The sequence below is a fragment of the Eubacteriaceae bacterium Marseille-Q4139 genome, from assembly GCA_018223415.1.
GTDB lineage: Bacteria > Bacillota > Clostridia > Lachnospirales > Lachnospiraceae > CABSIM01.
In genome coordinates this window covers 3,673,926-3,698,801 of the sequence record JAGTTQ010000001.1, presented here as the reverse complement: position 1 = coordinate 3,698,801, position 24,876 = coordinate 3,673,926, and the positions used below count along the sequence as shown (strand labels likewise).

Annotated in this window: 19 protein-coding genes; all 19 read left to right on the top strand. The window is 53.0% G+C overall.

All coding sequences use genetic code 11. The features are described from left to right. Positions 1-32 precede the first annotated feature (32 nt). The 19 genes from KE531_17665 to KE531_17575 all read left to right on the top strand — a co-directional run bounded on the left by KE531_17665 (position 33) and on the right by KE531_17575 (position 24,721). Positions 33-470, top strand: a complete 438-nt coding sequence (locus tag KE531_17665; GenBank protein ID MBR9955420.1) for a hypothetical protein — start codon at positions 33-35, stop codon at positions 468-470. 146 nt (positions 471-616) lie between these two features. Then, positions 617-1,846: an NAD(P)/FAD-dependent oxidoreductase gene (locus KE531_17660; protein MBR9955419.1), complete on the top strand. Its 1,230-nt coding sequence runs from the start codon at positions 617-619 to the stop codon at positions 1,844-1,846. A gap of 6 nt (positions 1,847-1,852) precedes the next feature. Next, positions 1,853-3,463 (top strand): NAD(P)-binding protein, encoded by a 1,611-nt coding sequence (locus KE531_17655; protein MBR9955418.1) that lies wholly within the window; start codon positions 1,853-1,855, stop codon positions 3,461-3,463. Positions 3,464-3,510: 47 nt separating this feature from the next. After that, positions 3,511-4,359, top strand: coding sequence for a glutamate 5-kinase (gene proB, locus KE531_17650; GenBank protein MBR9955417.1), 849 nt, complete (start codon positions 3,511-3,513; stop codon positions 4,357-4,359). A gap of 16 nt (positions 4,360-4,375) precedes the next feature. After that, positions 4,376-4,603: a DUF896 domain-containing protein gene (locus KE531_17645; GenBank protein MBR9955416.1), complete on the top strand. Its 228-nt coding sequence runs from the start codon at positions 4,376-4,378 to the stop codon at positions 4,601-4,603. 20 nt (positions 4,604-4,623) lie between these two features. Then, a complete protein-coding gene (locus KE531_17640; GenBank protein MBR9955415.1) occupies positions 4,624-5,292 on the top strand; it encodes a 5-formyltetrahydrofolate cyclo-ligase in 669 nt (222 codons plus the stop codon). Further along, complete coding sequence (locus tag KE531_17635; protein MBR9955414.1) at positions 5,216-6,457, top strand: glutamate-5-semialdehyde dehydrogenase; 1,242 nt, start codon at positions 5,216-5,218, stop codon at positions 6,455-6,457. The genes KE531_17640 and KE531_17635 overlap by 77 nt, the downstream gene beginning before the upstream one ends. 222 nt (positions 6,458-6,679) lie before the next feature. Then, positions 6,680-8,284 (top strand): IS1182 family transposase, encoded by a 1,605-nt coding sequence (locus KE531_17630; GenBank protein ID MBR9955413.1) that lies wholly within the window; start codon positions 6,680-6,682, stop codon positions 8,282-8,284. Positions 8,285-8,448: 164 nt separating this feature from the next. Continuing rightward, positions 8,449-8,745: an STAS domain-containing protein gene (locus KE531_17625; GenBank protein MBR9955412.1), complete on the top strand. Its 297-nt coding sequence runs from the start codon at positions 8,449-8,451 to the stop codon at positions 8,743-8,745. A 25-nt stretch (positions 8,746-8,770) separates the two neighbouring features. Continuing rightward, positions 8,771-9,244 (top strand): hypothetical protein, encoded by a 474-nt coding sequence (locus tag KE531_17620; protein MBR9955411.1) that lies wholly within the window; start codon positions 8,771-8,773, stop codon positions 9,242-9,244. Between the two features lie 8 nt (positions 9,245-9,252). Continuing rightward, on the top strand, positions 9,253-11,430 hold the full coding sequence (locus KE531_17615; GenBank protein MBR9955410.1) for an NHLP family bacteriocin export ABC transporter peptidase/permease/ATPase subunit: 2,178 nt from the start codon (positions 9,253-9,255) through the stop codon (positions 11,428-11,430). 14 nt (positions 11,431-11,444) lie between these two features. Beyond that, positions 11,445-13,643, top strand: coding sequence for an NHLP bacteriocin export ABC transporter permease/ATPase subunit (locus tag KE531_17610; GenBank protein MBR9955409.1), 2,199 nt, complete (start codon positions 11,445-11,447; stop codon positions 13,641-13,643). Positions 13,644-14,107: 464 nt separating this feature from the next. Continuing rightward, a complete protein-coding gene (locus KE531_17605) occupies positions 14,108-16,729 on the top strand; it encodes a type 2 lantipeptide synthetase LanM family protein (protein ID MBR9955408.1) in 2,622 nt (873 codons plus the stop codon). Positions 16,730-16,823: 94 nt separating this feature from the next. Further along, on the top strand, positions 16,824-17,147 hold the full coding sequence (locus KE531_17600) for a hypothetical protein (protein ID MBR9955407.1): 324 nt from the start codon (positions 16,824-16,826) through the stop codon (positions 17,145-17,147). A 163-nt stretch (positions 17,148-17,310) separates the two neighbouring features. Next, positions 17,311-17,691, top strand: a complete 381-nt coding sequence (locus KE531_17595; protein MBR9955406.1) for a hypothetical protein — start codon at positions 17,311-17,313, stop codon at positions 17,689-17,691. A 147-nt stretch (positions 17,692-17,838) separates the two neighbouring features. Further along, entirely contained in the window at positions 17,839-19,302 is a 1,464-nt protein-coding gene (locus tag KE531_17590) for a radical SAM protein (GenBank protein ID MBR9955405.1), read from the top strand. A gap of 220 nt (positions 19,303-19,522) precedes the next feature. Continuing rightward, positions 19,523-20,017: an RNA polymerase sigma factor gene (locus KE531_17585; GenBank protein ID MBR9955404.1), complete on the top strand. Its 495-nt coding sequence runs from the start codon at positions 19,523-19,525 to the stop codon at positions 20,015-20,017. Positions 20,018-20,117: 100 nt separating this feature from the next. Continuing rightward, a complete protein-coding gene (locus KE531_17580) occupies positions 20,118-21,860 on the top strand; it encodes a polysaccharide biosynthesis C-terminal domain-containing protein (protein ID MBR9955403.1) in 1,743 nt (580 codons plus the stop codon). A 725-nt stretch (positions 21,861-22,585) separates the two neighbouring features. Next, a complete protein-coding gene (locus KE531_17575) occupies positions 22,586-24,721 on the top strand; it encodes a SpoIIE family protein phosphatase (GenBank protein MBR9955402.1) in 2,136 nt (711 codons plus the stop codon). The last annotated feature ends 155 nt before the right edge of the window (positions 24,722-24,876 follow it).

The following is a 24,876-nucleotide window of genomic DNA, read 5'->3' as shown; positions in this document are numbered from 1 at the left end:
AGCAGATACTAACGGCAAAGGAGGAAAATCCGATGAAAAAGTATGTATCCTGCTTTCTTTTCTTTTTCTGCCTGACCTCGGCCTGCCTTGTGGGACTTTTCTACGTGACGGGGCGGGAAGAGGAATCCCGCGAGGCCATGGAGGTTCAGATGACGGAATCCGTGGACAGGCCGGTTTTTGCCGGCTCGGAGGCAGAAAGCCGTCCGGCGGAGTACAATCTGGTGCTGAATCAGGGGAAGGTGGATTCTGTATATAAGGAGAGTGAGACGGAAACGGAGGCCGAAAATTACTGTCTCGTGGCGGAGGAGGGCTATCTGATCGTCTACAACCGGGATCTTGTGACCGTAAACATGTTCACCCACATGCCTCTCGTGGACTTCCCCGTCGAAGAACAGGAAAAGCTCATGGAGGGGATCTGGTTTCCCACCATGGCCGAGATTTTCAGCTACATGGAATCTTACACCAGTTAAGGCTTGAAATTTCATCCCCTTCCCGATATACTATTGCATATGACAATACCAGGGTCAAGCGTGCTCGTCGGAGTGCGGAGCACGGAGCAATCCGGTATCATCGTGCACCAACGCTATTTTTCACAGATATCCGCCAGGAGGGAGCCATGGGCAGAGAAGGACTGATTATCGGCGGCGGGGCGTCCGGCCTTACCGCGGCCATCGCGGCTGCGAAGGGGGGCGCCCGCGTCACGCTTTTGGAGCATATGCCGCGGGTCGGCAAAAAAATACTGTCGACGGGAAACGGGCGCTGCAACATGACGAACCTGGCCCTTTCTGCTTCCTGCTACCGCTGCGGAGAACCGGATTTCCCGATGAAGGTCATCGGGCGCTTCCCGGTTCCGGAGACCTTGGCCTTTTTCCGGCGCCTTGGCATTGTAACGACGGAGAGAAATGGCTATGTCTATCCGGCTTCCGGCCAGGCACAGACGGTTTTAGACGCCCTCAGAGAGGAAGTAGAAAGCTTAAAGATCCGCGTGATCTGTGACTGCGGTGAGCTGACGGTTAAAAAAGACGGGGCGCGTTTTTTTGTCCGCTCCGATTCCGGGACATTTTCCGGGGATTTTTTAATCCTAGCGGCCGGTTCCATGGCGGCGCCTGCCACCGGCTCTGACGGAAGCGGCTACAAGCTTTCTAAGGCCTTCGGCCATTCGGTGAAAAAGCCCCTGCCAGCGCTTGTACAGCTTCGCTGCCGCGGAGATTTTTTTAAGTCCGTGGCCGGTGTCCGGACAGAGGCGAAGGTGAGCCTTTACGGAAACGGGGAATTTCTCTGCGAGGACCGCGGCGAGCTTCAGCTTACGGACTACGGAATCTCCGGCATTCCGGTGTTCCAGGTGAGCCGGTTCGCGGCGGAGGCCCTCGATAAAAAGAAAAAGGTCGAGGCTGTCCTCGACTTTTTCCCGTCCATAGATGAAGGCGCGTTTTTCGCGCTTTTAAGAGAACAGCAGAAATATCTTGCCGGCAGAACATGCGAAAGCTTTTTAAACGGGATTTTCCATAAAAAGCTTGCGGCCATGTTTTTAAAGCAGGCGGGGATCCGCCCGGCAAGGGAGGTTTCTGAGCTTTCCAAGCGAGAGCTTTCGGCGCTTACCTCCCTCATAAAGGGCTTTTCTATCCCCGTGACGGCGACGAATCCTTTCGAGCAGGCGCAGGTCTGCATGGGAGGCGTGAAGACAAGGGAGGTCGATCCGTCCACCATGGAATCAAGGCTCGTGCCGGATCTCTATTTTGCCGGGGAAATTTTAGACGTGGACGGCATCTGCGGCGGCTACAATCTCCAATGGGCCTGGTCCAGCGGGTACCTGGCCGGAAAAAGCGCGGCAGAGAAAGGGAAATAACTACATATGATTCGGATTCATCAACTGGCGCTTCCTGCCGGCCATAAGCCGGAGGCCTTAAAGAAAAAGGCGGCGAGGCTTTTAAAAGTCCCGGAGGACGCCATTGCAGAAATAAAAATTGTCCGCCGTTCCATCGACGCGCGGAAAAAAGACCAGCCGTTATTCAGCTATATTGCGGACGTGGCCTTAAAGCAGGGGAAAAAAGAGGCGGCCGTCGTGAAAAAGGCGGCCAGTGCAAATATTAAAATCGAGACAGAAGAAGAGTACCGGTATCCCGCCTGCGGGGAAACGCCTTTAAAAGAACGTCCCGTCATCATCGGTGCAGGCCCGGCCGGTTTGTTTGCTGCCCTTTCCCTTGCGGAAAACGGCTTTGCACCTCTCATTCTGGAACAGGGTGACGACGTGGACACGAGGGCAGAGAAGGTGAGGAACTTCTGGGAGAACGGCGATTCCGCCCTGGACATCCGCTCCAACGTCCAGTTCGGCGAGGGCGGCGCAGGCACGTTTTCCGACGGAAAATTAAATACTCTCGTAAAAGATACTTATGGAAGAAACCGCAAGGTGCTTTTGACCTTTACTGAGGCCGGCGCCGCCCCGGCCATCCTTTACGACAGCAAGCCCCATATCGGGACGGATGTGCTGCGGGAGGTAGTGAAAAACATAAGAAAGCGGATCCAGGATGCCGGAGGCGAGGTTCGCTTCGGCGCTGAGGTCTCGGATTTTCTCATCGAGGGCGGAAGACTTCGCGGCGTTATTCTGGCAGGCGGGGAAACGATCCGAACACCGCATGTCATTCTGGCATCAGGCCACAGCGCAAGGCCGCTGTTTGAGACACTTTTGCGCCGCGGCGTTATCATGGAGCCGAAGGCCTTCGCCGTGGGCTTCCGCGTCCAGCATCCGCAAAAGCAGATCAACCGTTCCCAGTACGGGAAAGAAAAGGAGCCGCTTTTCGGGGCTGCGCCATATAAGGTGACAGCGAAAACCTCCGGCGGCCGCGGCGTCTATTCCTTCTGCATGTGCCCCGGCGGCTTCGTCGTAAACGCCTCCTCCGAACACAGACGTCTTGCGGTAAACGGCATGAGCAACGCCGACCGGGGCGGAGAGAACGCAAACAGCGCCATCATCGTTTCGGTGACGCCGGAGGACTTCCCGGAGAGCGGGCCTTTGGGCGGCGTGGCGTTCCAGAGGTCACTGGAGGAAAAAGCCTTTTTGCTGGGCGGCGGAAAAATTCCGGTTCAGCTTTACGGGGATTTTAAAGAAAAGAGAATCAGCCGGGAATTCGGCGAGGTAGCCCCGGAGTTTTGCGGCGGCTATGCCTTTTCCGATTTGAGGGAGCTGATGCCGGAGGCGTTAAATGAGGCTTTTATTGAGGGCATGGAACAGTTCGGAAGGAAAGTAGACGGCTTTGACCGGCCGGATGCGATTCTAGCCGGCATCGAGAGCCGTACCTCATCGCCCGTGAAAATCCCGAGGGACGAAGCCATGGAAAGCAGCATCCGCGGCCTTTATCCCTGCGGAGAGGGAGCCGGATATGCAGGCGGCATCACCTCGGCGGCCATGGACGGGCTTAAGGTGGCCGAGGAACTGATCAGGCGTTTCCGGCCGGATTACGGCTAAGCGAAAACGCTTCCGAAAAAAGACGTGACAGAAAGGACAAAACAGCTATGAATCAGACAGCAAGAGAACTGCTTAAAAATAAAAAGAGAATCGTCATCAAAATCGGTTCATCCTCTTTGACGCATCCGGAGACGGGAGATTTAAACTTCATGAAGATCGAACAGCTGATCCGCGTCATCAGCGACCTGCGCGGCGAGGGGCGTGAAGTGGTGCTTGTTTCCTCCGGCGCCATCGCGGCCGGGAGACAGGCTTTGGGCTGCCAGAAGCCGGAAACCGTGGCCGAAAAGCAGGCTTACGCAGCCGTGGGCCAGGCCAGGCTCATGATGGTGTACCAGAAGATTTTTTCCGAGTACAACCAGACGGCGGCCCAGGTTCTGATGACGAAAAATACCATTGTCGACAACGTGTCCAGGGAGAACGCCCACAACACCTTCGAGGAGCTCCTGAAACTGGGGGTTGTGCCCATCGTCAACGAAAATGACACGGTCGCCACCTACGAGATCAAGTTCGGCGACAACGACCGGCTTTCGGCTATCGTTTCGGCCTTAATCGGGGCAGACCTCTTAATCCTGCTTTCCGACATCGACGGCCTTTACTCCGACGATCCCAAACGGAATCCCGATGCCGCCTTTATCGAGCAGGTGGATGAAATCTCCGACGAGCTTCTCTCCATGGGAAAGGCAACGACGGGAAGCGACGTGGGCACCGGCGGGATGGCGGCAAAGCTTTATGCGGCCAGGATTGCAGCTGACAGCGGCGCCGATATGGTGATTGCAAACGGCGACAATGTGGAATGCATCTGGGACATTTTAGCCGGTAAACAATGCGGAACGCTGTTTACGGCCCACAAGCGGCCGGAGTTTGAGTTAATCGACTACATACAGAGCATACACTAAAAAGAATGGAGAAACCATGAATCAGGAAAAAATCGACCGAATCAACACGCTTTACCATAAATCCCAGGCCGTCGGCCTCACGGAAGAAGAAAAGGCAGAGCAGGCGGCCTTAAGGAAAGAATACATCGCGGCCATCCGTGCCAACTTACGGGGTACCTTAAACAGCATTTCCATCAAGGAAAAGGACGGCACCATCACCGACCTGGGAAAGAAATACGGAAACGTAAAGGGCACAGAGCAGTAGCAGATACGGAGGCGCGGCATATGGATAAAACCGAGATACGGAGCCGGATGCGGGCCATGTTAAAGGGCCTTTCCCCGGAGGAAAAGGAGCAGCTCGACCACATGCTGTTTTTAAACACGTCGTCGCACCCGCTTCTTTTAAAGGCCGGCTGCATTTACGCCTATGCCTCATTAAGCCATGAAGCCGGGACAGGAGAGCTTCTTTCCTGGATCCTTTCGTCAGGAAAGCGGCTGGCGCTCCCGCGGGTGGAGGGCGCGTCCATGGCGTTTTATTACGTTTCATCGCCCAAAGACCTGGTGAAAGGCGCTTTTGGAATTTTGGAGCCGAATGAGATGTGCCAAAAGGCCTGTGAAAAAGATGCACCTGTCCTCGTCCCCGGCCTGGCGTTTACGGCGGCGGGGCAGAGGCTTGGAAAAGGCGGCGGCTATTATGACCGCTTTCTGGCCGGAGAACCGCTCCACCGGCGCATCGGCATTGCTTACGGCTTCCAGCTTACAAAACTGCTCCCGGAGGAACCCCACGATATGCGGGTGCAGGAGATCATCACGCCGGAGGGCACTGTAACGCGTCAGATCAATACAGCGAAGGCAGTCACAGAAAAGAGGGAATCACATGTTAATGGAAATCGGAAAAAGAGCCAGGGAGGCCTCGTATCTCCTTGGGAAAATGGGAACGTCAGAAAAAAATAAGGGGCTTCTTGCGGCCGCAGAGGCCATTTTGGACGGCAGCGGGGAAATTCTTAAGGCCAACGGAAAGGACATCGAAAAAGCCGAGGCAAAGGGCATGGCCCCTGGGCTTATCGACCGGCTCCGCTTAACGCCATCCCGCATTGAGGGCATCGTCGAGGGCATGCGCCAGGTGGCAGATTTGGAGGATCCCATCGGGGAAGTCCTGTCCATGAAAAAGCGGCCCAACGGCCTTTTGATCGGCCAGAAGCGCGTCCCGCTTGGCGTTGTGGGAATGATTTATGAGGCGCGCCCCAACGTGACGGCCGACGCCTTCGCCCTCTGCTTTAAAACAGGAAACGCCGTGATTTTAAAAGGCGGAAGCGATGCCCTGTTTTCCAATGAGGCCATCGTGGCCTGCATAAAAAAGGGCCTTTCTTCCCAGGGGATCACGGAGGATGCCGTCCAGCTTATCACCGATACGGATCATAAGACGACGCAGGAATTCATGCAGATGCGGGAATATCTGGATGTCTTAATCCCCAGGGGCGGCGCAGGGCTCATCCGGGCCGTGGTGGAAAACAGCAAGGTGCCGGTCATTGAGACGGGGACGGGAAACTGCCATGTGTACGTGGACGAGAGCGCAGACCTTTCCATGGCTCTCGACATTATCTTTAACGCGAAAACGCAGCGGATCGGCGTCTGCAACGCCTGTGAGTCCACGCTGGTTCACAGAAAAGTTGCAGAACAATTCCTGCCGCTTTTAAAGGCCAGGCTCGATGAGAAGAATGTGGAGATCCGGGCCGATGAGGAGGCGAGGAACATCGTGCCGGCTTTTGCTGCCGCCTCCGAGGAGGACTGGGGGACGGAGTACCTGGACTATATCCTTTCTTTAAAACTTGTGGATTCCGTGGACGAGGCCATCGCCCACATCAACCGCTACAACACCGGCCATTCGGAGACCATCGTGACCTCGAGTTATGAGAATGCACAGAAGTTCTTAGACGAGGTGGACGCGGCCGCTGTTTACGTCAACGCCTCGACCCGCTTTACCGACGGCTTCGAGTTCGGCTTCGGTGCCGAGATCGGCATCAGCACCCAGAAGCTCCATGCGAGAGGCCCCATGGGGCTATTGGCTCTGACCTCGACAAAATATATCATTTACGGAAACGGGCAGATTCGTCCATAATACGCTTTAAAAAGGCGGAAGTATTCCGGCGTTTGGCAGGAAAACTCCGCCTTTTGTATTGCTGGGGAAAAATTTTTATAGTATAATAATTTCTAAATTTAGCTAAAAAAGGAGCCGTTGCAAAATAGATGAGTAATCATCTATGGAGCAGCGGCTCCTTTTTTATGCCCTGAAAACAGAAAACGGACCCTGAAGAGCCCGTAATCCATGGTATAATAAGATATGACCAGTAAATTAAAATACCATAAAAATTATACCGAATTCGGTGAGCCTTATCAACTGGTTTTGCCATTAAATTTGGAAGGTTTGGTTCCTGATGATGATTCTGTTCGACTGCTGAGCCACGAATTGGAGGATTTAGATTACAGCTTGCTGTATCAGGCTTACTCTGCCAAAGGCAGAAATCCGGCAGTGGACCCAAAGACCATGTTCAAGATCCTGACTTATGCCTATTCCCAGAACATCTATTCATCCAAAAAAATTGAAACCGCATGCAGACGCGACATCAACTTTATGTGGCTGCTTGCCGGACAAAAAGCACCGGATCACAGCACCATTGCCCGTTTCCGAACCGGTTTTCTGGCAGATGCCTGTGAAAATCTGTTCTACCAGATGGTCTGCCGCCTGGAAGCAAGCGGAGAATTATCAAAAGAAACCGTATTTATTGATGGGACAAAACTGGAAGCCTGTGCCAATAAATATACCTTCGTCTGGAAGAAATCGGTGGGGAAATGGGAAGCAAAGATGTACGAACGGATTCAGGAGGCAGTCTGTCTTCTGAACCAGGATTATATCTGCGGGTTCCATGTGGGAGAGGAAAGCCGTACCCAGGATCTTCAGGAAATCTGCCGGTTTCTGGAAGAACGATGCCGTCTGGATGGGACGATTTTGGTACATGGAAGAGGAAAACGCAAAAGCCGGAATCAAAAATATCTGGAACTGTTCCGCCGGTTTCTGGAACGCCAGACGATCTATGACTGGCATACAGCTAGTTTCCAGGGCCGGAATAACTACTGCAAGACGGATCCGGATGCCACTTTTATGCACATGAAGGATGATCATATGAGGAATGCCCAGCTGAAACCTGGATATAACGTCCAGATCGCAGTGGACAGCGAATACATTGTGGCAGCTGGGATTTTTCAGGATCGGAATGATGTATGGACACTGGCGCCGTTTCTGAAAAACATGGAAGCGAACCTGGGATTTCAATATCCCAGCGTGACTGCGGATTCGGGGTATGAAAGCGAAGAGGCTTATGAATATCTGAAAAGCCAGGGTCAGATCCCTTACATCAAACCGCAGACCTACGAAAAATGGAAAAAGAGAAGTTTTAAGAAAGACATCAGCAAACGGGAAAATATGGCGTATAAGGAAGAGACAGACACCTACACCTGCCATGCAGGAAAAACACTGAGAGAAGTGTTTAAAAAGAAGCAGAAAAGCAAAAGCGGCTATCCGTCCGAGGTAACAGTATATGAATGTGAGGATTGCGGCGGATGTCCGTATAAGAAAAAATGTACGAGGGCAAAGGGAAATAAGAGGCTGTATCTTTCCAAAAACTTTTTGAAAAAGCGTCGGGAATCTTATGAGAACATCATAAGCGAAAAAGGGATCCAGTATCGGACAAACCGTTCGATTCAAGTAGAAGGAGCCTTTGGGGTGTTGAAAAACGATTATGAATTCCAGAGATTTCTGCTGAGAGGGAAAACGAAGGTAAAACTGGAGATCCTTCTGCTGTGCCTGGGGTATAATCTGAATAAATTGCATGCTAAGATCCAAAATGGCCGGACAGGAAGCCATCTGTTTGAAGTAAAAACTGCATAGAAAAATCATAAAACCGAAAGGTTTTATTAAAGTACGGCAAAAATCCGGCGATCTGCTCTGAAACCATAGGGAGCGCCGGATTTTTTGCTGTAACGAGCGGAAGTGCCGCTCAATCATCTATTTTGATGATTTTGCGACACTCCCATCATTCAGGAGGATATCATATGACGATCAACAAACAGACTGATGGCACTAAATTGACGATTTCCCTGGAAGGGCGGCTTGACACAACGACAGCTCCGCTTCTGGAGGCAGAATTAAAGCATTCCGTAGGTGATATAACCGAACTGGTATTCGATTTTGAGAAACTGGAGTACATATCGTCCGCAGGGCTCCGCGTGCTGCTTGCGGCTCAGAAGGTCATGAACCGGCAGGGGAATATGGTGATCCGGAATGTCAACGAGACCATTGCAGAGGTATTTGAGGTGACTGGTTTCGTCGAGATCCTCACCATCGAATAACGCATGATGAAAAGGGGGCCGCTTTATGGAGAATCCCATCTTCCGTAAAAAGAGTCTGGAGCGAATTTCTTCGCCGGAACAGCTGAACAACTATATCAAAGTGTCCAACCCCAGCGTCTGGATGCTTCTGGCGGCAATCATCGCGCTGCTCGCCGGCGTCTGCGTGTGGGGTGTTTTCGGGCACATGGACACAACCCTGACAGCGGCGGCGGTGGCGGAGAGCGGCGCCGTCACCTGTTATGTAAGGGAAGCTGATTATGCGTCCCTTCAAACCGGCATGACCGTATATATTGACGGGGCGGAAGGTACCATTAAAGAGACTGCCAGAACCCCGATAGCCGTAACGGAGGCCTTTGATGCCTATGCGCTGCATGTGGGAGGCCTTCAGGAGGGAGAGTGGGTGTATCCCGTCCTTTTGTCCGGCTCTCTGCCGGATGGGATCTATACGGCTGAAATTGTGGTGGAAAGCATTTCACCGGTTTCCTTTCTGCTGAATTGAGGTGCGCCATGGGAAAAACGATAAAGCAGCCGGTGACTTCCGGCTGTGCCAAAGTGCCGGTGATTATGCAGATGGAGGCCTTGGAGTGCGGGGCAGCGTCTCTTACGATGATTCTGGCTTATTACGGGAAATGGGTTCCGCTTGAGCAGGTGCGGGCAGACTGCGGCGTTTCCCGCAACGGATCCAATGCCAAGAACATATTAAAGGCGGCCCGCAGCTACGGGCTGACAGCCAAGGGCTACCGCTATGAGCCGGAAGGCCTGATGAAACATGCAAAATTTCCCTGCATTATCCACTGGAATTTTAATCATTTCGTCGTGTTGGACGGCTTTAAAGGCGGAAAGGCCTACTTAAACGACCCGGCAAAAGGAAGCTATGCGGTTTCCATGGAGACATTTGACAAATCCTTTACCGGGATTTGCCTGATGTTCGAACCGGGCGAGAATTTTGAGCCGGGCGGAAAGCCAAAATCCGTGCTTGCCTTTGCAAAGAAACGGCTGACAGGGGCAGGCGCGGCGGTGGCATTTGTGGTATTAACCACAGTCATCAGTTCGCTAATCGGCATTATCAATCATGCGTTCTCCCGGGTTTTCCTCGACCGCCTTCTTACCGGGGAAAATCCCGACTGGTTCCTTCCGTTTATCGCGGCGCTGTCGGGACTGAGCGTGATTCAAATCGCAGTGGCCTGGATACAGGCCGTTTATTCTTTAAAAATCAACGGGAAGCTGGCGATTGTAGGCAGCTCCACGTTCATGTGGAAGGTGCTGCGGATGCCCATGGAATTCTTTTCCCAGCGCATGGCCGGGGATATCCAGGCACGGCAGGGCACCAATGCCGCCATTGCCAACGACCTGGTAAACACCTTTGCACCGTTGGCCCTCGACGCCGTGATGATGGTCTTTTATCTGGCAGTTATGATCCGGTACAGCTGGCTTCTGACACTGGTGGGAATCGCGTCAATTTTCATTAACCTGTTCCTGTCCCGCATCATATCAAAAAAACGGGTGAATATCACACGCGTCCAGATGCGCGATGCCGGCAAGCTGGCCGGCGCCACCGTGGCCGGAATCGAGATGATTGAAACCATCAAGGCCAGCGGGGCGGAAAACGGATATTTTGAACGCTGGGCCGGCTACCAGGCCAGCGTGAATACGCAGCAGGTGAAATTCACGAAGCTCAGCCAGTATCTCGGCATGCTGCCGGGGCTTGTCTCTTCTCTCACGAATACGGCCGTCCTGATGTTAGGGGTATGGCTGACGCTTCAGGGAGAGTTTACGCCTGGTATGATCCTGGCTTTCCAGGGCTTTCTTTCCTCCTTTACTGCTCCGGCCATGACTCTGATTTCTGCGGGGCAGACCATTCAGGAGATGCGGACACAGATGGAGCGGGTGGAAGACGTGATGGAATACCCGGAGGATGTAAGCGGGGACGACGGCATTTTGGATGAAAATACATCTTATGATAAATTGTCGGGCAGCTTGGAAATGCGGAACGTGACCTTTGGCTACTCCCGTCTCGATCAGCCGTTGATTGAAAACTTCAACTTAAGCTTAAAGCCGGGAAGCCGTGTGGCATTTGTGGGCGCTTCCGGCTGCGGGAAATCTACGCTGTCAAAGCTGATTTCCGGGCTCTATAAGCCGTGGAGCGGGGAAATTTTATTTGACGGGAAGCCCATAAGCGAGATCGACCGCAGCGTCTTTACCGGCTCCCTGGCCGTGGTGGATCAGGATATCATCCTGTTTGAAGATACCATCGCCAATAACATCAAGATGTGGGACACCTCGATTGAGGACTTTGAGATGATTATGGCGGCCCGCGACGCCAGGATCCATGAGGACATCATGCGGCGCGAAGGCGGCTACCAGTATAAAATCACCGAAGGCGGCAAGGACTTTTCCGGCGGACAGCGGCAGCGCATGGAGATCGCCCGGGTGCTGACCCAGGATCCGACGATTATTATCCTGGACGAGGCCACCTCGGCCTTAGATGCCAAGACGGAGTATGAGGTGGTAAAATCCATCAAAGACCGCGGCATTACCTGTATTGTGGTGGCCCACCGGCTGTCCACCATACGGGACTGCGATGAGATTATTGTGATGGATAACGGCCGCGTCGTCGAGCGCGGAACCCACGATGAGCTGTATGCCAAAGGCGGCGTTTATACGCAGCTAGTGTCCAATGAATAAGGAGGTGCGGAAATATGGGCTGGTTTGATGAACAGATACGGCAGAGAAAACAGAGCGATGATGATATTTTCGCAGAATCCTTTCTTAAAATGGCCGGGGCTGTCATGGGCTCCAGGGTCTCGGCAGCCTTAAACGACCAGAGGCAGATTACAAAGGATGCCATCGACGAGATTCTGCGGTATTTTCATGTGAAAAGCCAGGAAATTCCAGACGGAATGACGGATATGAATGAACAGCTGGAGTTTTTGATGCGTCCCTACGGTATCATGCGCCGGACGGTTCAGCTGGAAAAAGGCTGGTACAAGGACGCCGTCGGCGCCATGTTAGGCGTCCGGAAGGAGGACGGCAGCGTAGTGGCCTTTATCCCGTCGGGGATTTCGGGATACAGTTTTTTTGACAAGGAAACCGGGAAACGCCAGAAGGTGAACCGGAAGAATGAGGGGTTGTTTGAAGAAGAAGCCATCGCCTTTTATAAGCCGTTCCCATTAAAAAAAATGGGGGTTGGGGAGCTGCTCCTCTACATTTTGCAGACGTTATCCATTTCAGATTATCTTCTGTTTGGTCTGGCGTCTCTTGTTGTGACGCTTGTGGGTATGATAACCCCCAAGCTCAACAGCATCATTTTTTCTGATATTGTGGAAAAAGGAAATCTCCGGATCCTTTCGGCCATGACAGTGTTTCTGGTATGCGTTTCCCTCAGTACGCTGATTCTTTCGGCGGTTAAGGAGCTTTTGCTGGCGCGGATCAACACCAAGCTGGATGTGTCGGTGCAGGCCGCAACAATGATGCGGATTCTGTCACTGCCGGCGGATTTTTTCAAAGAATACAGCTCCGGTGACCTGGCCAGCCGGGCCCAGTACCTCAACATGTTCTGCAATGAGATGGCAGCCATGTTTCTTTCCATCGGGCTGACCTCTCTGTTTTCCCTGGCCTACATATCTCAGATTTTTGCGTATGCGCCGGCGCTTGTGGTTCCGGCCATGCTTGTAATTGTATCGCTGCTGGTGCTCTCCCTGCTGACTGCTTTTATCCAGGCACGCGTCACGAAAAAGCACCTGGCGTCAGGAGCCAAAGAAAGCGGATTAAGCTATGCCCTGATTACCGGGGTGCAGAAGATTAAGCTGTCGGGATCGGAAAAGCGTGCGTTTGCCAAATGGGGAAACCAGTTTGCCGAGGCGGCGGCCTTAAGCTACAATCCGCCGCTGTTTTTAAAAATCAATACGGTATTATCCACGGCCATTTCCCTGACCGGCACCATCGTCATGTACTATGCGGCTGTCCGCAGCGGTATTTCTGTGGCGGACTACTATGCGTTCAATGCGGCCTATGGCATGGTCTCCGGCGCTTTCTTATCCCTTTCTTCCATTGCGATGATGCTGGCGCAGGTAAAACCGATTCTTGATATGGTAAAACCCATTATCGAGACGGTGCCGGAAATTTCGGTGGGCAAACAGGTGATCACACGGCTTTCCGGAGGGATTGAACTGAGCAATGTTTCCTTCCGTTACAGCGAAAATATGCCCCTGGTTATCGACGACCTTTCTCTGAAAATCCGTTCGGGACAGTATGTGGCGATTGTCGGCGCCACCGGCTGCGGGAAATCCACGCTGATGCGTCTGCTTTTGGGATTTGAGGCGCCGCAGAAGGGCGCCATTTACTACGACGGCAGGGATCTTGCATCCATTGACTTGAAGTCCCTGCGCCGGAAAATCGGTGTGGTGATGCAGAACGGAAAGCTGTTCCAGGGGGATATCTTTTCCAATATCATCATTTCAGCGCCGCGGCTCACGCTTAATGAAGCCTGGGAGGCGGCTGAGCTGGCGGGGATTGCCGAGGATATCAGGCGGATGCCCATGGGCATGAATACCATGATTTCCGAAGGATCCGGGGGAATCTCCGGCGGCCAGAGGCAGCGTCTGATGATTGCCAGGGCCATTGCGCCTAAGCCTAAAATCCTGATGTTTGACGAGGCCACGTCGGCTCTCGACAACCTGACCCAGAAGAAGGTTTCCGATTCCTTAAACGGCCTGAAATGCACGCGTATCGTCATTGCCCACCGTCTCTCCACCATCCGGCAGTGCGACCGTATCCTGTATCTGGAAAACGGGAAAATTGCAGAGGACGGCACGTATGAGGAACTGATTGCGAAAAATGGGAAGTTCGCTGAGCTGGTTGCGCGTCAGCAGTTGGAGGAGCCGAATGCCGCCACGTAAAAATTTCGGAATCACTGGCCCTTTTTCCGGCGGATTCGTATAAAGAACTGTAAGCAAAATATTCCACAAGAAAAGCATATTAGATGAAAACACTGGAAGCGTTGTATGAATTGGACAGCGTGGCCGGAGACGGCCGTTCCAGTTCCGGGCCACGCATGGGCAAAGCCAATGAAAGTTGTGGAAGATGCTTTCCGGAAGGGACAAGGCTATATAGAGTATCCGTATTAGGGGGGAAACATTTTTCGATGTATGCTCTGAATCAAAACCATCTCGCTATCCCTGCCGCTCAGGCGGAAACGCGGTTTTTTCTGCGCTATACTGCCGGTGCGGAAGAAAAATTGCGGCCGGATTTTGAAAGGGCCGTACCATTTTCGGAATCCGGAAAACGGCTTTTGTTTTTATCGTTCTTTGAGCGGCTGAGCTGGCTTACAAGAGGTGTACGGGACGATATCAAAGCGGCCTATATGAAAGAGAGAAATCCCGTGCTCGCCTGGGATCTGCGGCTGGCTGTCAAAGAAGAGAGGGAGAAAGCCGCAGAATGGCTTTTCGCTGAACTGGAGCGCACGGACGGCGGGATTCTCTTTCAGAAGGCACCGCTTCTGGAACAATGGATAAAAGAGCAGACCGACCGTTTTATCGACGTGACCCGTGAACTGCTTTTGCGTCTGACGGCGGACTGGACGGAGATCCGGCAGATTTTTTTTGCAGGCAGCGATCCGGGGCGGATCACCCAGATAAAGACCGATGGGGCGGATCTTCATTTTCATGGACGTTCCGCCTGCGTGATTGAGACCGAGGGCGGCGCGTTTGTCTACAAGCCGCACAGCTGTGAGATCGACGCCAGGTTTGGAGAAATCGTAAAGCGTTTCTTTGGAGATTTCCTGCGCGTCCCCCGCTGCATTCTGCGCCGTGATTACGGTTACTGCGAATTTGTGGAAGCCCTGCCTGTGGATTCCGAAGAAGATACCGACCGTTATTTTTATCGTCTGGGCGGGGCCTGCGCCCTGTTTCAGGCTCTTGGGAGCAGCGACCTGCACTCTGAAAACTGGATTGCCCAGGGAAGCTGCCCGGTATTGGTGGATCTGGAAACTGTGCTGACCCCTGTTCCTGCGGTATTCAGTGATCCGAACATATGGCCGGAAGCTGCTGCCGGACAGGAGGATTTTCTTTACGATGCCAACCGTTCCCTGCTGCAAAGCGTCCTTCTCCCGGACATCAAGGGAAACCGGGAAATCTCAGTTTTTCTGGATGATGGAAAGAAGTCTCTCTGCCTTCCTGTTTGGGACGGTGTGAAAAGGACAGTATTTGGACATGAAGAGGCCCTTTATGCCGGATTTTCGGAAGGCTATGACCGCTGTATGGAGATCCGCGGAGAGTTATGTCAGGCTTTGGAGGTTTTCCGGAAACTGCCGGTTCGGAGACTGCTCCGAAACACGAATTTTTACGCACAATTCCAGGAAACGCTTTTGAAAACACCGGCGCTCCAGTCAGAACAAACGCAGAGGGAAGCGGCCGGGAAGCTGAATGATTTTTTCATCCGCCATGGCGCCGGACATCTGGAGCCAATCGCCCGGTGGGAGGCGGACTGCCTGCTGGAAGGGGATATCCCGTATTTTAGCTCAAAGGGCGACGAACATGGACTCTACGGATACGGCAATCTTCTGGTTCCCGATTTTTTCAGGCAGAGCGGCATCGAACATGCGCTGGAGCGGCTGGAACGGCTTGGCGAGAAAGAAAAAGCATTTGAGCTTGGAATCCTGCGGCAGAGTCTTTGGATGGCAGTCGTGCCCGTTTCCGAGGAGGAAGCAGAGGAGGCGCTTCACAGGCCCATTCCGGAGTCTGATTCCATCACAAGGGAGCAGGCGCTCCGGGAGGCAGAAGCGATTTTCAGGCAGTTAAGCGATTCTGCACTGACTGGCCCAAGCGGAAAGGTTTCCTGGCTCATGTGCACGGAAAATGGAAATTCGTTAAAAGCGGCCATGCCTGTACTGGCGCAGGGGACGCTTGGACTGGGAGTATTTTTTTCTGCTGCGGCTGCCGTTTTTAAAGAAGATAAGCTGCACGAACAGGCTGTGAAGCTGGCCGCGGTCTGCACAGAACAGGCGGAACGCTCCATCGGCCATCTGGAACATGCAAAGTACATCCCGGAGGAAGCCATCCCTCTGGGGCTGTCTGGCGGAATCGGCGGTGTGCTTCGAGCCTTGACACTGATGGAACAGTATCTGGAAAAACCGGCGCCGGGGCATTTGGCCCAACGTGTGATTGACCTTCTTGGGAAAGTCCGGATGGAAGATGCAAAGCAAACCGATGTTTACTCCGGTGCCGCAGGCCTGCTTTTAGCCCTTTGCGGGCAGCCGGAAAGCCGGAATTCAGAAACGCTTCGCAGACATATCCGCCGTGCTGCCGACCGGCTTCTGGCATTAAGAAAGCCTTTGAAGCCGGGGGAGCCTGCGCTGTGGGATACGTTAGAAAAGGGCCGTCCCATCAGCGGAGCCGGACATGGAATGGCAGGAATCGCAGCCGCTCTCATGGGAGCAGGCCGGCTTCTTGGCGAACCGGCTTATCTGTCGGCAGCCATGGATGCCCTGGATTTTGAACGCCGTATTTATTCGGAGAAGCTCGGCACCTGGCCGGATCTTCGGGATTCTGCCTTTTCAGAGCAGGCCATGCACGGACTCTGTTCCGGTGCGCCGGGGATCGGGCTGGCATTCCTTTTTTGTCAGGAACAGGGGACGGCAGCCGGCATAGAGCCGAAGCTGGAAGGGGATATCGAACGGGCGCTGGAGGCGGTTTTCAGACATCCGCCTCTTTATATGGATTATCTGTGCTGCGGGAACAGTGCTGCCGTGGAATTCCTGATGGAGGCATCACTGGCTGTGCCGGAGCGGGCCAGGGCCTGTCAGGAGGCTGCCGGCCGGCTGTTGGGCTGGATGGTCAGGCGAAAAGAACAGGAAGGGGAATATATGTATCTGCCGCCGGAGTTCCGGCAGGCGTTTGCCCCGGATCTTCTGTACGGTGCGGCGGGGATTGGCTATGAAATGCTGCGGTTTGCGGCACCGGAGCGGATTGTACCTGTTTTGTTCTGATTAAAAACATAAAAAAATCTGTCCCTCCCGGCGGAAGCGTCGTATAAAAGGACAGAAAGATTTATCAATCATATAAGAAAATGGAGGTTTGACTATGAAAACACTGGAGACATTGTATCAGGAAGTATTGGCAAGCGAAGAGTTGAAGAGGGCTTTTTCTGAGGCGGTAAATGAAAACAGAGTGGAAGCGTTTCTGAAAGAGAATGGCTGCGAGTCGGGAGCGGAGGCGCTGGAAGCCTTCCTCATGGAAAAACAGGAGAAACAGGGTGAGCTGGCCGATGAGGAACTGGATAACGTAGCCGGCGGAGGCTGTACTGATAAACCGGCTTCTGTCAGGATTCTTTCCGGGTCTTCTGTTCCGGAAATTACAGAGATGAAAGTAATCGTAAGAAGATGCATTGTCCGAAAGACAACCTGAGATATCGATTTTAGTGGGCCGCAATGAAGTATCTTATGAAAACATTGGAATCCCATATAAGGATCAGGAAAGGGACTATGTCTATCTTCCGGCGGAAGCGTCGTATCAAAGAACAGAAGGATTTATCAAGCATATAAGAAAGTAAGAAAATGGAGGTTTGACTATGAAAACTCTGGAAGCATTGTATCAGGAAATTTTGGCAGACACAGAGCTGCAATTAAGTTTTGGCAGCGCAATGAAGGAGAACCGGCTGGAAGAATTCTTAAAGGAAAACGACTGTGAAGCCAGCAAAGAAGAGGCGGAAGCGTTCCTGAAGGAGAAACTGGAGAAGCATGGCGAACTGGCCGACGAGGAGCTGGATAACGTGGCAGGCGGCGGCTGCGGACATAGACAGAGGATGTGCCCTAAGTGTGGGAGTACAAACCTCAGTTTCGAACCGGTTTCAGGTGTGTATATGCCGAACCAGGATTCATATCTGGTTTACTTTCACTGCCACGCCTGCGGGCACGAGTGGTTGGGGAATGTGAGAGATACGGAGCTTTAAGGAAAATGGAGAAAGGGAGCTGGACAGCGTAGCCGGCGGATGCGGTTCAAGCTCCAGACGCCAAATTCCGCGTTATACGACGTTACTATTAAAAGAATAAAAAAAGCTTCGAGACAATGAATCGCCGGTAAAAAGGATGGGTTCCATATGAAATATGTTTTAAATGACAGAATTGCCCTGCGTTCCTGGCCGCGCATTCCTCACGCCTATTATATGTACGGATATCCATATGCACAGAAACTCAGCCAAGAGGCGTTCGAGCTGCTTTCCAAGTGCGACGGGAAGCAGGAGATTGCAGAATCCCCGCTGCTGACTCAGATGGAAAAAACGGGTTTTTGCCGGCCGGCAGAAGATGGCGAGACATGGAGTGCCTGGTCAGCGCCAAGAGCCTGTGATAACCGGTATTTCCCACACCTCAACTGGGCTGTGACCGGAAAATGCAACATGAACTGCAAGCACTGCTTCATGGCGTCGGACAATGCCCCGATGATGGGAGAATTTTCCTGGGAGGAATGTCTCTCCCTGCTGGACGAATGCGAGCGGTGCGGTATCCAGACCATTACCCTGACCGGCGGCGAGCCGATGCTTCATCCGCATTTTATGGACATTGTCCGGGAATGCGCCAGACGGCGGATTGATGTGGGAGAAGTGAACACCAACGGAAGCTTCCTGACAGAAGAGATGTTAGATGAATTTAAAGCCCTCGGGATGGACACGGAAATCAAGGTGAGCTTTGACGGGATCGGACATCACGACTGGCTCCGCGGCGTCCCCAACGCAGAAGAAATTGCTCTCCGTGCCATGCGGCTTGCAAAGGAAAAGGGGTTCCGCGTCCGCTCCCAGACGAATGTCCACAGGGGCAATCTGGATGTGATGTACGATACGGTAAAGCTTCTGGATGAAATGGGTGTCGAGGAGGTGCGGATCATCCGCACGACGGAAACACCGCGCTGGAGGGAAAACGGCGGAGATTCCACCTTGGGGATCCTGGAATATTACGATGAGATGTTAAAGCTGATTGAACGCTGCGTGCAGAGCGGTTTTCAAATCAGCGTGGATGTATGGCAGTTTTTGCATTACAATCCAGGACACGGAACGTATTATTTCCATCCGGTTCAGGTAGACTGCCAGAGGTACCGCGATTCCATTCCCGCCTGCAAGGGCGCAAGGGGAACGGTTGCCGTCTCCTATACGGGGGAGGTTTACCCCTGCAACCAGATGTCTGGTACCTTCGCCCATCTGGGCATCAGCTACGGAAACGTCAAAAAGCAGCCCCTGCACGATCTGCTGACGGACGGCGCATATTTAGAGCAGGTGACAATGCCAGTGTCGGAGATTTACGACGCCAACAAGGTGTGCCGCGCCTGTCAATACTGGAAGTGCTGTATGGGCGGGTGCAGGGCCATTGCCATGGTTTTCACCAATAAGTACCGTCACTTTGACCCGGCCAAATGTGCCTTCTTTAAAGGTGGCTACATGAAAAAGGCAGACGATATCTTTGCCGCCGCACCGATCCCGTACCGCTGTCTGTCGGAAACCGGAGATATGAGCCGGGCTGGAGAGCCGGAGGCCATGAAAAAGGTAGTCGCCGTCCTGGGAAGCTATGCATAAGCGCAGAAAGGCAGACATCAAAACAATATGACTGGAAAGAATCTCAGAAAATTATTCGATTACCAGAAGTTTCAAAACAATTCTACATTGGCATCCATGATTGCCGAGACAGAAAGCAGGTATGGGCAGGCCTTAAGCGACGACAGCCTGGAACAGGTTAGTGCCGCCGGAGAAGCAAGTCCTCGCCGGGATCATTTTCTTTTCCCGGAGGAGAAAGACCATGACTGAGGCAGCAAAAATAGAGCAGATTTATGAGGAATACCAGGAAAAAGTCCGGCGCTACATAAGCGGGAAAATCCAGAACCCCCACGACGCAGAGGATCTTGTTTCCAACGTATTTGTAAAGGTTTATCAGAAGCTGGAGACTTTCGATGAAACGAAGGCCTCCCTCTCCACCTGGATCTATACGATCACGCAGCGGACGGTGGTGGACTGGTTCCGGACAGCAAAAATTCACATGGAACTTCCGGAAGTGGTTCCCGGTTCAGAAGATGTGGAAACTTCCATGTTTCAGGAAGAGCTGCTGGGAGCCCTGGCACAGGCGCTCAAGTCCCTTCCGGAAAGGGAACGCGATCTGATTATTCTTCATTACTATACGGGATATACCTTAAAAGACATTGCCGGGCGCATGGGAATTTCCTATACCACGGCAAAGACAATCCACAATTCGGCCCTTGGCCGTCTGAAGGATAAACTGGCCAGGTACAGGTTTTAACATCGTTTTCCCATGGGACAGCCGGAAGTCCTTATGTGCCGGAAATGCCCGCCGCGGCGGGTTTTTCCGGTATTTTAGAGAGCAGGAGACAGGAATGCACATGAAGACTGTAAAGGATACTTTTACCGGAAAAATTTTTGCGCGCCTCTGGGCGCCGGCCATGGCTTCTTCGGTGGGATGGGCCTTAAGCGATATGGCGGATGCCGTCGTGGTGGGGCAGAAGCTTGGCACCACGGGGCTTGCGGCAATCGGGTTAATTCTGCCGGTCTACATGATCAACTGCATGGTAGCCCACGGCCTTGGGCTCGGCGGTTCTGTGCGCTATTCCAGGCTTTTAAGCGAAGGAAAAGAGGAGGAAGCCACAGAGAATTTTTCCCAGGTCATCTGCCTGGCGGTACTTTTAAGCTGTTTTACCGCCATAGCCGGAAGTGTGTTTATGGATCCGCTTCTTGGACTTCTCGGAACAGCGCGGGAGGATGGGGCGCTATATTTGGCAACAAGAGACTATCTTCAGGTTCTTACGGCGGCCACACCCCTGTTTTACCTGTCCAATATCCTGAATTATTACCTGAGAAACGACGGGAGCCAGCGCCGGGCGGGCATCGGTTCCATCACAGGAAATCTCTGTGACATTGCGTTAAATGTGTTCCTGGTGCTCGTGATCGGCCTTGGAACCCGCGGGGCTGCCCTTTCCACGGCCCTCGGTCAGATCATTACCATTGCCATCTATCTCCCCGGCGTCGTAAACAGGGGCCATGGGCTTCGCCTGAGGCTGCCGCGGGGACACTGGTTTGGGCCGGCGTTTTCCTCACTCTGGGCCGGGCTTGCCACGTCGGTGCAGTATCTGTACCAGATGATTTTTTTCCTGGTGTGCAACAATCTTTTGATCCGCCTTGGGGGAGAAACAGGTGTGGCTGTGTTCGATGTGCTGCAAAACACCTCTTACCTGATCCTCTATCTGTTTGAAGGGACGGGAAGGGCCATGCAGCCGATCCTTTCCACGTATCAGGGAGAATATAACCAGATCGGCAAACGGAACGCCGTCCGCCTTGGATTTGCAGGCGGGATTGCCGCCGGCGGCCTGTTGATTGCCTTCATCGAACTCTGGCCTGCTGGGATCGGGATGCTGTTCGGCATCACCGGGACACCCTCGGAATCCCTGGCATTTACGGCCCTTCGGATTTACGGCCTCTCGGCACTTTTTGCCGGGATCAATATTCTGCTTTGTACCTATTACCAGTCCTGCGGTCAGGAAAAGGCGGCTTTTATTTTGGAAACCCTCCGGGGCGCCGTCCTTTTGATTCCCATGACATTTCTGTTTGCCAGATTTGGCCTGGAGCGCTTCTGGTGGCTGTTCCCAGTCACGGAAGCCGGCGCGCTGGCTGTTTTTTGCGTTGCAGCGGCCGGCGGGCGCTATGGCACGGCGTCCATTGACAGTGAGCGGATTTTCCAGCGCACGATTATGAGCAGCGCGTCGGACGTGGTGTCTGTAAGCCAGGAGCTGGAAGCGTTCTGTGACCGCTGGGGCGCCGATGCCAGGCAGAGCTATCTGGCGACCATGACCATCGAGGAAATCGGTGTAGCAATTTTAAAGCACGGATTTCAGGGAAGGGACGATGGGTATATCCAGATCACGGCCCTTGCCGGGGAAGACGGAGGATTTGAGCTCCATCTGAGGGATGATGCCCTGACCTTCAATCCGTTCAGCCTGCCGGAAGACCGCGCAAAAAGGGACGGCGATTTCGACGTTGACAATATGGGCGTCCTGATGATTAAGAAGCGTGCAAAAGAATTTTATTACAGGCGCTACCAGGGATTTAATACCCTGATTATTAAAATTTAGCGGGGAAGTACGGACTATGAAAATCGTATATTTTGGAAGCGATGTATTTTTGTCATGCTTCGAGTATTTTGTATCGAATCATCAGGTTTTAGCGCTTTATACTTACCATAATGACGAGGACTTTTTCACGGAATATGCCATAAAAAAGCGCGCAGAATCGCTTGGCATCCCGGTTTTTTATGAATCCATTACGAAAGAGCGCATTCTGGATTATATCGGAGAGGGCTGCGGGCTGTTTTTTTCGGCGGAATATAACCGCATTCTTCCTGTGCCGGAAGGCGAGCCGTGGTTTTTCGGCATCAACATCCACAGCTCCCTGCTTCCTGAGGGGCGAAGCTATTATCCCATCGAGGCGGCCATGGAGCGGGGGCTTTCTGTGACGGGAGTTACGGCCCACAAGCTCCGGCCGGAGCTTGACCGCGGGGATATTTTAGGGAGCCGCACGATACGCATCACGCCGGACATGGACAGCGTGGATGTCTATATGCGGAGCGGGATTTACGCCAGGGAACTGCTGGAAGAGATCATGGGCAATCTGGAGGCGGCATGGGAAAGGGCAGTCCCTCAGACCTGGAAAAAACCCTACTGGCGCCGGCCGGAAGACAGCCTTTTGACCCTGCGCCACGATCTGACAAGGGCGCAGGCGAAAGATATGTTCCGCCGATACAACAGCATGACCCAGGTATTGGCAGAAAATGTCTGGTATTATGTGACGTCATTGGAGGATGGGTCTGCGTCCATGGCAGAAGAAATCCGGATGCTGGATGCCGGGCGCATGCTGTATCGGCTGGCAGACGGCCATCTTCGGCTCCATGTCCATCCGAAAACAGATAAACAGGGAGGTGGCTGACGCGATGAAAAAAGGGAAATGGAAGGTTCGCCTTCAGTTCAAGCTGCTTTTGGGGCTGGTACTCATGGCCTTCGTTTTGATGTTAATCCTGGCTCCTGCAATTTCCGGACTTTACCGGAGCCATATGGAGGACTATTATTCGCAGCTTGCCTTTAACCAGGCATCCATTGCAGCGGAAATCATTGACGGCGACACGATCAAAAAATATTACGAAGGCGGCGAAAAGGACACGTATTACGAAGAAATCCGTCAGTATCTTCTGACAGTCAAGCAGGAGATGGGACTTAAATATTTTTATGTGGTGGTGCCGGAAGAAGAACAGATGGTTTACATCTGGGACGCAGGAGTGGAAGGCGAGCAGGGCGTGTGCGATCTCGGGGATGCAGACGCCTATTACGGCGGCGGAAATGAACTGATGCACGCTGCGTTCACCCCGAATGCCGAAAAAACCATCCTGATTACCAACAACGACGCGTACGGATATCTTGCGTCGGCGTATGTGGCGATTTTGGACAGCGCAGGGAACCCGGCTGCCCTCTCCAGCATTGATATTTCCATGGACATGATCGAACAGCAGATCCGGCAGTTCATGCTTCTTGTGCTCGGCATCACGTGCAGCGTGCTTCTGATGAGTATCTTTGCCTGCTACTTCTATATTCGCCGTATCCTGATCCGGCCGCTTGGCGTGCTTCATCAGGCGTCCCTTGGGCTGGTGGAACATAAAATGGAACATCTGGATCAGTTTGAGGTGGAGGTGCATACCGGCGATGAGGTGGAAGACCTGGCCAACGCCTTTCAGTATATGGTAAGGCGTCTCGACGGCTATATCCGCAACCTGGCCAGTGTGACGGCAGAGAAGGAGCGCATCGGGGCGGAGCTTGATGTGGCCGCCAAAATCCAGGCCGACATGCTGCCATGCATTTTCCCGCCGTTCCCGGACCGACATGAGTTTGACATCTATGCCTCCATGCGGCCTGCCAAAGAGGTGGGCGGCGATTTCTACGACTTTTTCCTGGTGGATGACGACCACCTGGCCCTCGTGATGGCCGACGTGTCAGGAAAAGGCGTTCCGGCGGCATTATTTATGATGATTTCGAAGACGCTTTTAAAGAGCGCGGCCCAGGCGGGGCTTTCTCCGAAGTCTGTTCTGGAAAAGGTAAACAACCAGCTCTGCGAAAACAACGAAGCGGAGATGTTTGTTACCGTGTGGATGGGGATTCTGGAAATCTCCACGGGAAAAATGCGGTGCGCCAATGCGGGGCATGAGTACCCGGCCATTAGACGGCGGGACGGTTCCTTTGAGCTTTATAAGGACAGGCACGGCTTTGTCCTTGCCGGCATGGAAGGCACGAGGTACCGGGAGTATGAGCTGGAGCTGGCTTACGGGGATTCGCTGTTTGTCTACACGGACGGCGTGGCGGAGGCCACCAATGTCAGACAGGAGCTTTACGGGACGGAGCGGATGCTCGCAGCGCTAAACCAGGCGCCGGAAAAAGGCTGCCGGGAGCTTTTGGCTGCCGTCAGCGAGGACGTGGACATGTTCGCAGGGGAAGCGCCGCAGTTTGACGACATCACCATGCTCTGCCTGAAAATGAACCGGCCGGACGGCGACTGCATGAAGAAAAGAAGCATCCTTCCGCAGATCGAAAACCTTGGAGAGGCGACGGCATTTTTTGAAGAGCTTTTACGGAACGAAAAAGTGCCGGAAAAAATCATTTCCCAGGTGAATATCGCTGTCGATGAGATTTTCTCCAACATCGTCCATTACAGCGGCGCCACGACGGCGACCCTTGGCTGTGAGGCGGGAGAGCAGTTCGTCCGAATCCGCTTTTCCGACAACGGAAGGCCTTACGATCCCACCACAGAGGCGCCGGAACCTGACATCACCCTGGACGCAGAGGAGCGGGGAATCGGCGGGCTTGGCATCTTTATGGTAAAGAAGATGATGGATGAGACCGCGTATGAATATTCCAACGGCTTCAATGTGCTGACCCTGGTAAAACACTGGTAGACAATTTCCAAAATATTCTAACTATATTTTTCCTGTTTACTTTTATACAGGCCATGTTATATAATTATACAAAATTTGTCATCCCGGCAAAACCGCAGGTTTTTCCTGCGTTTTGCTGTGATGAGGACGAATTTTTTCGATTTCACTAAGGAAAG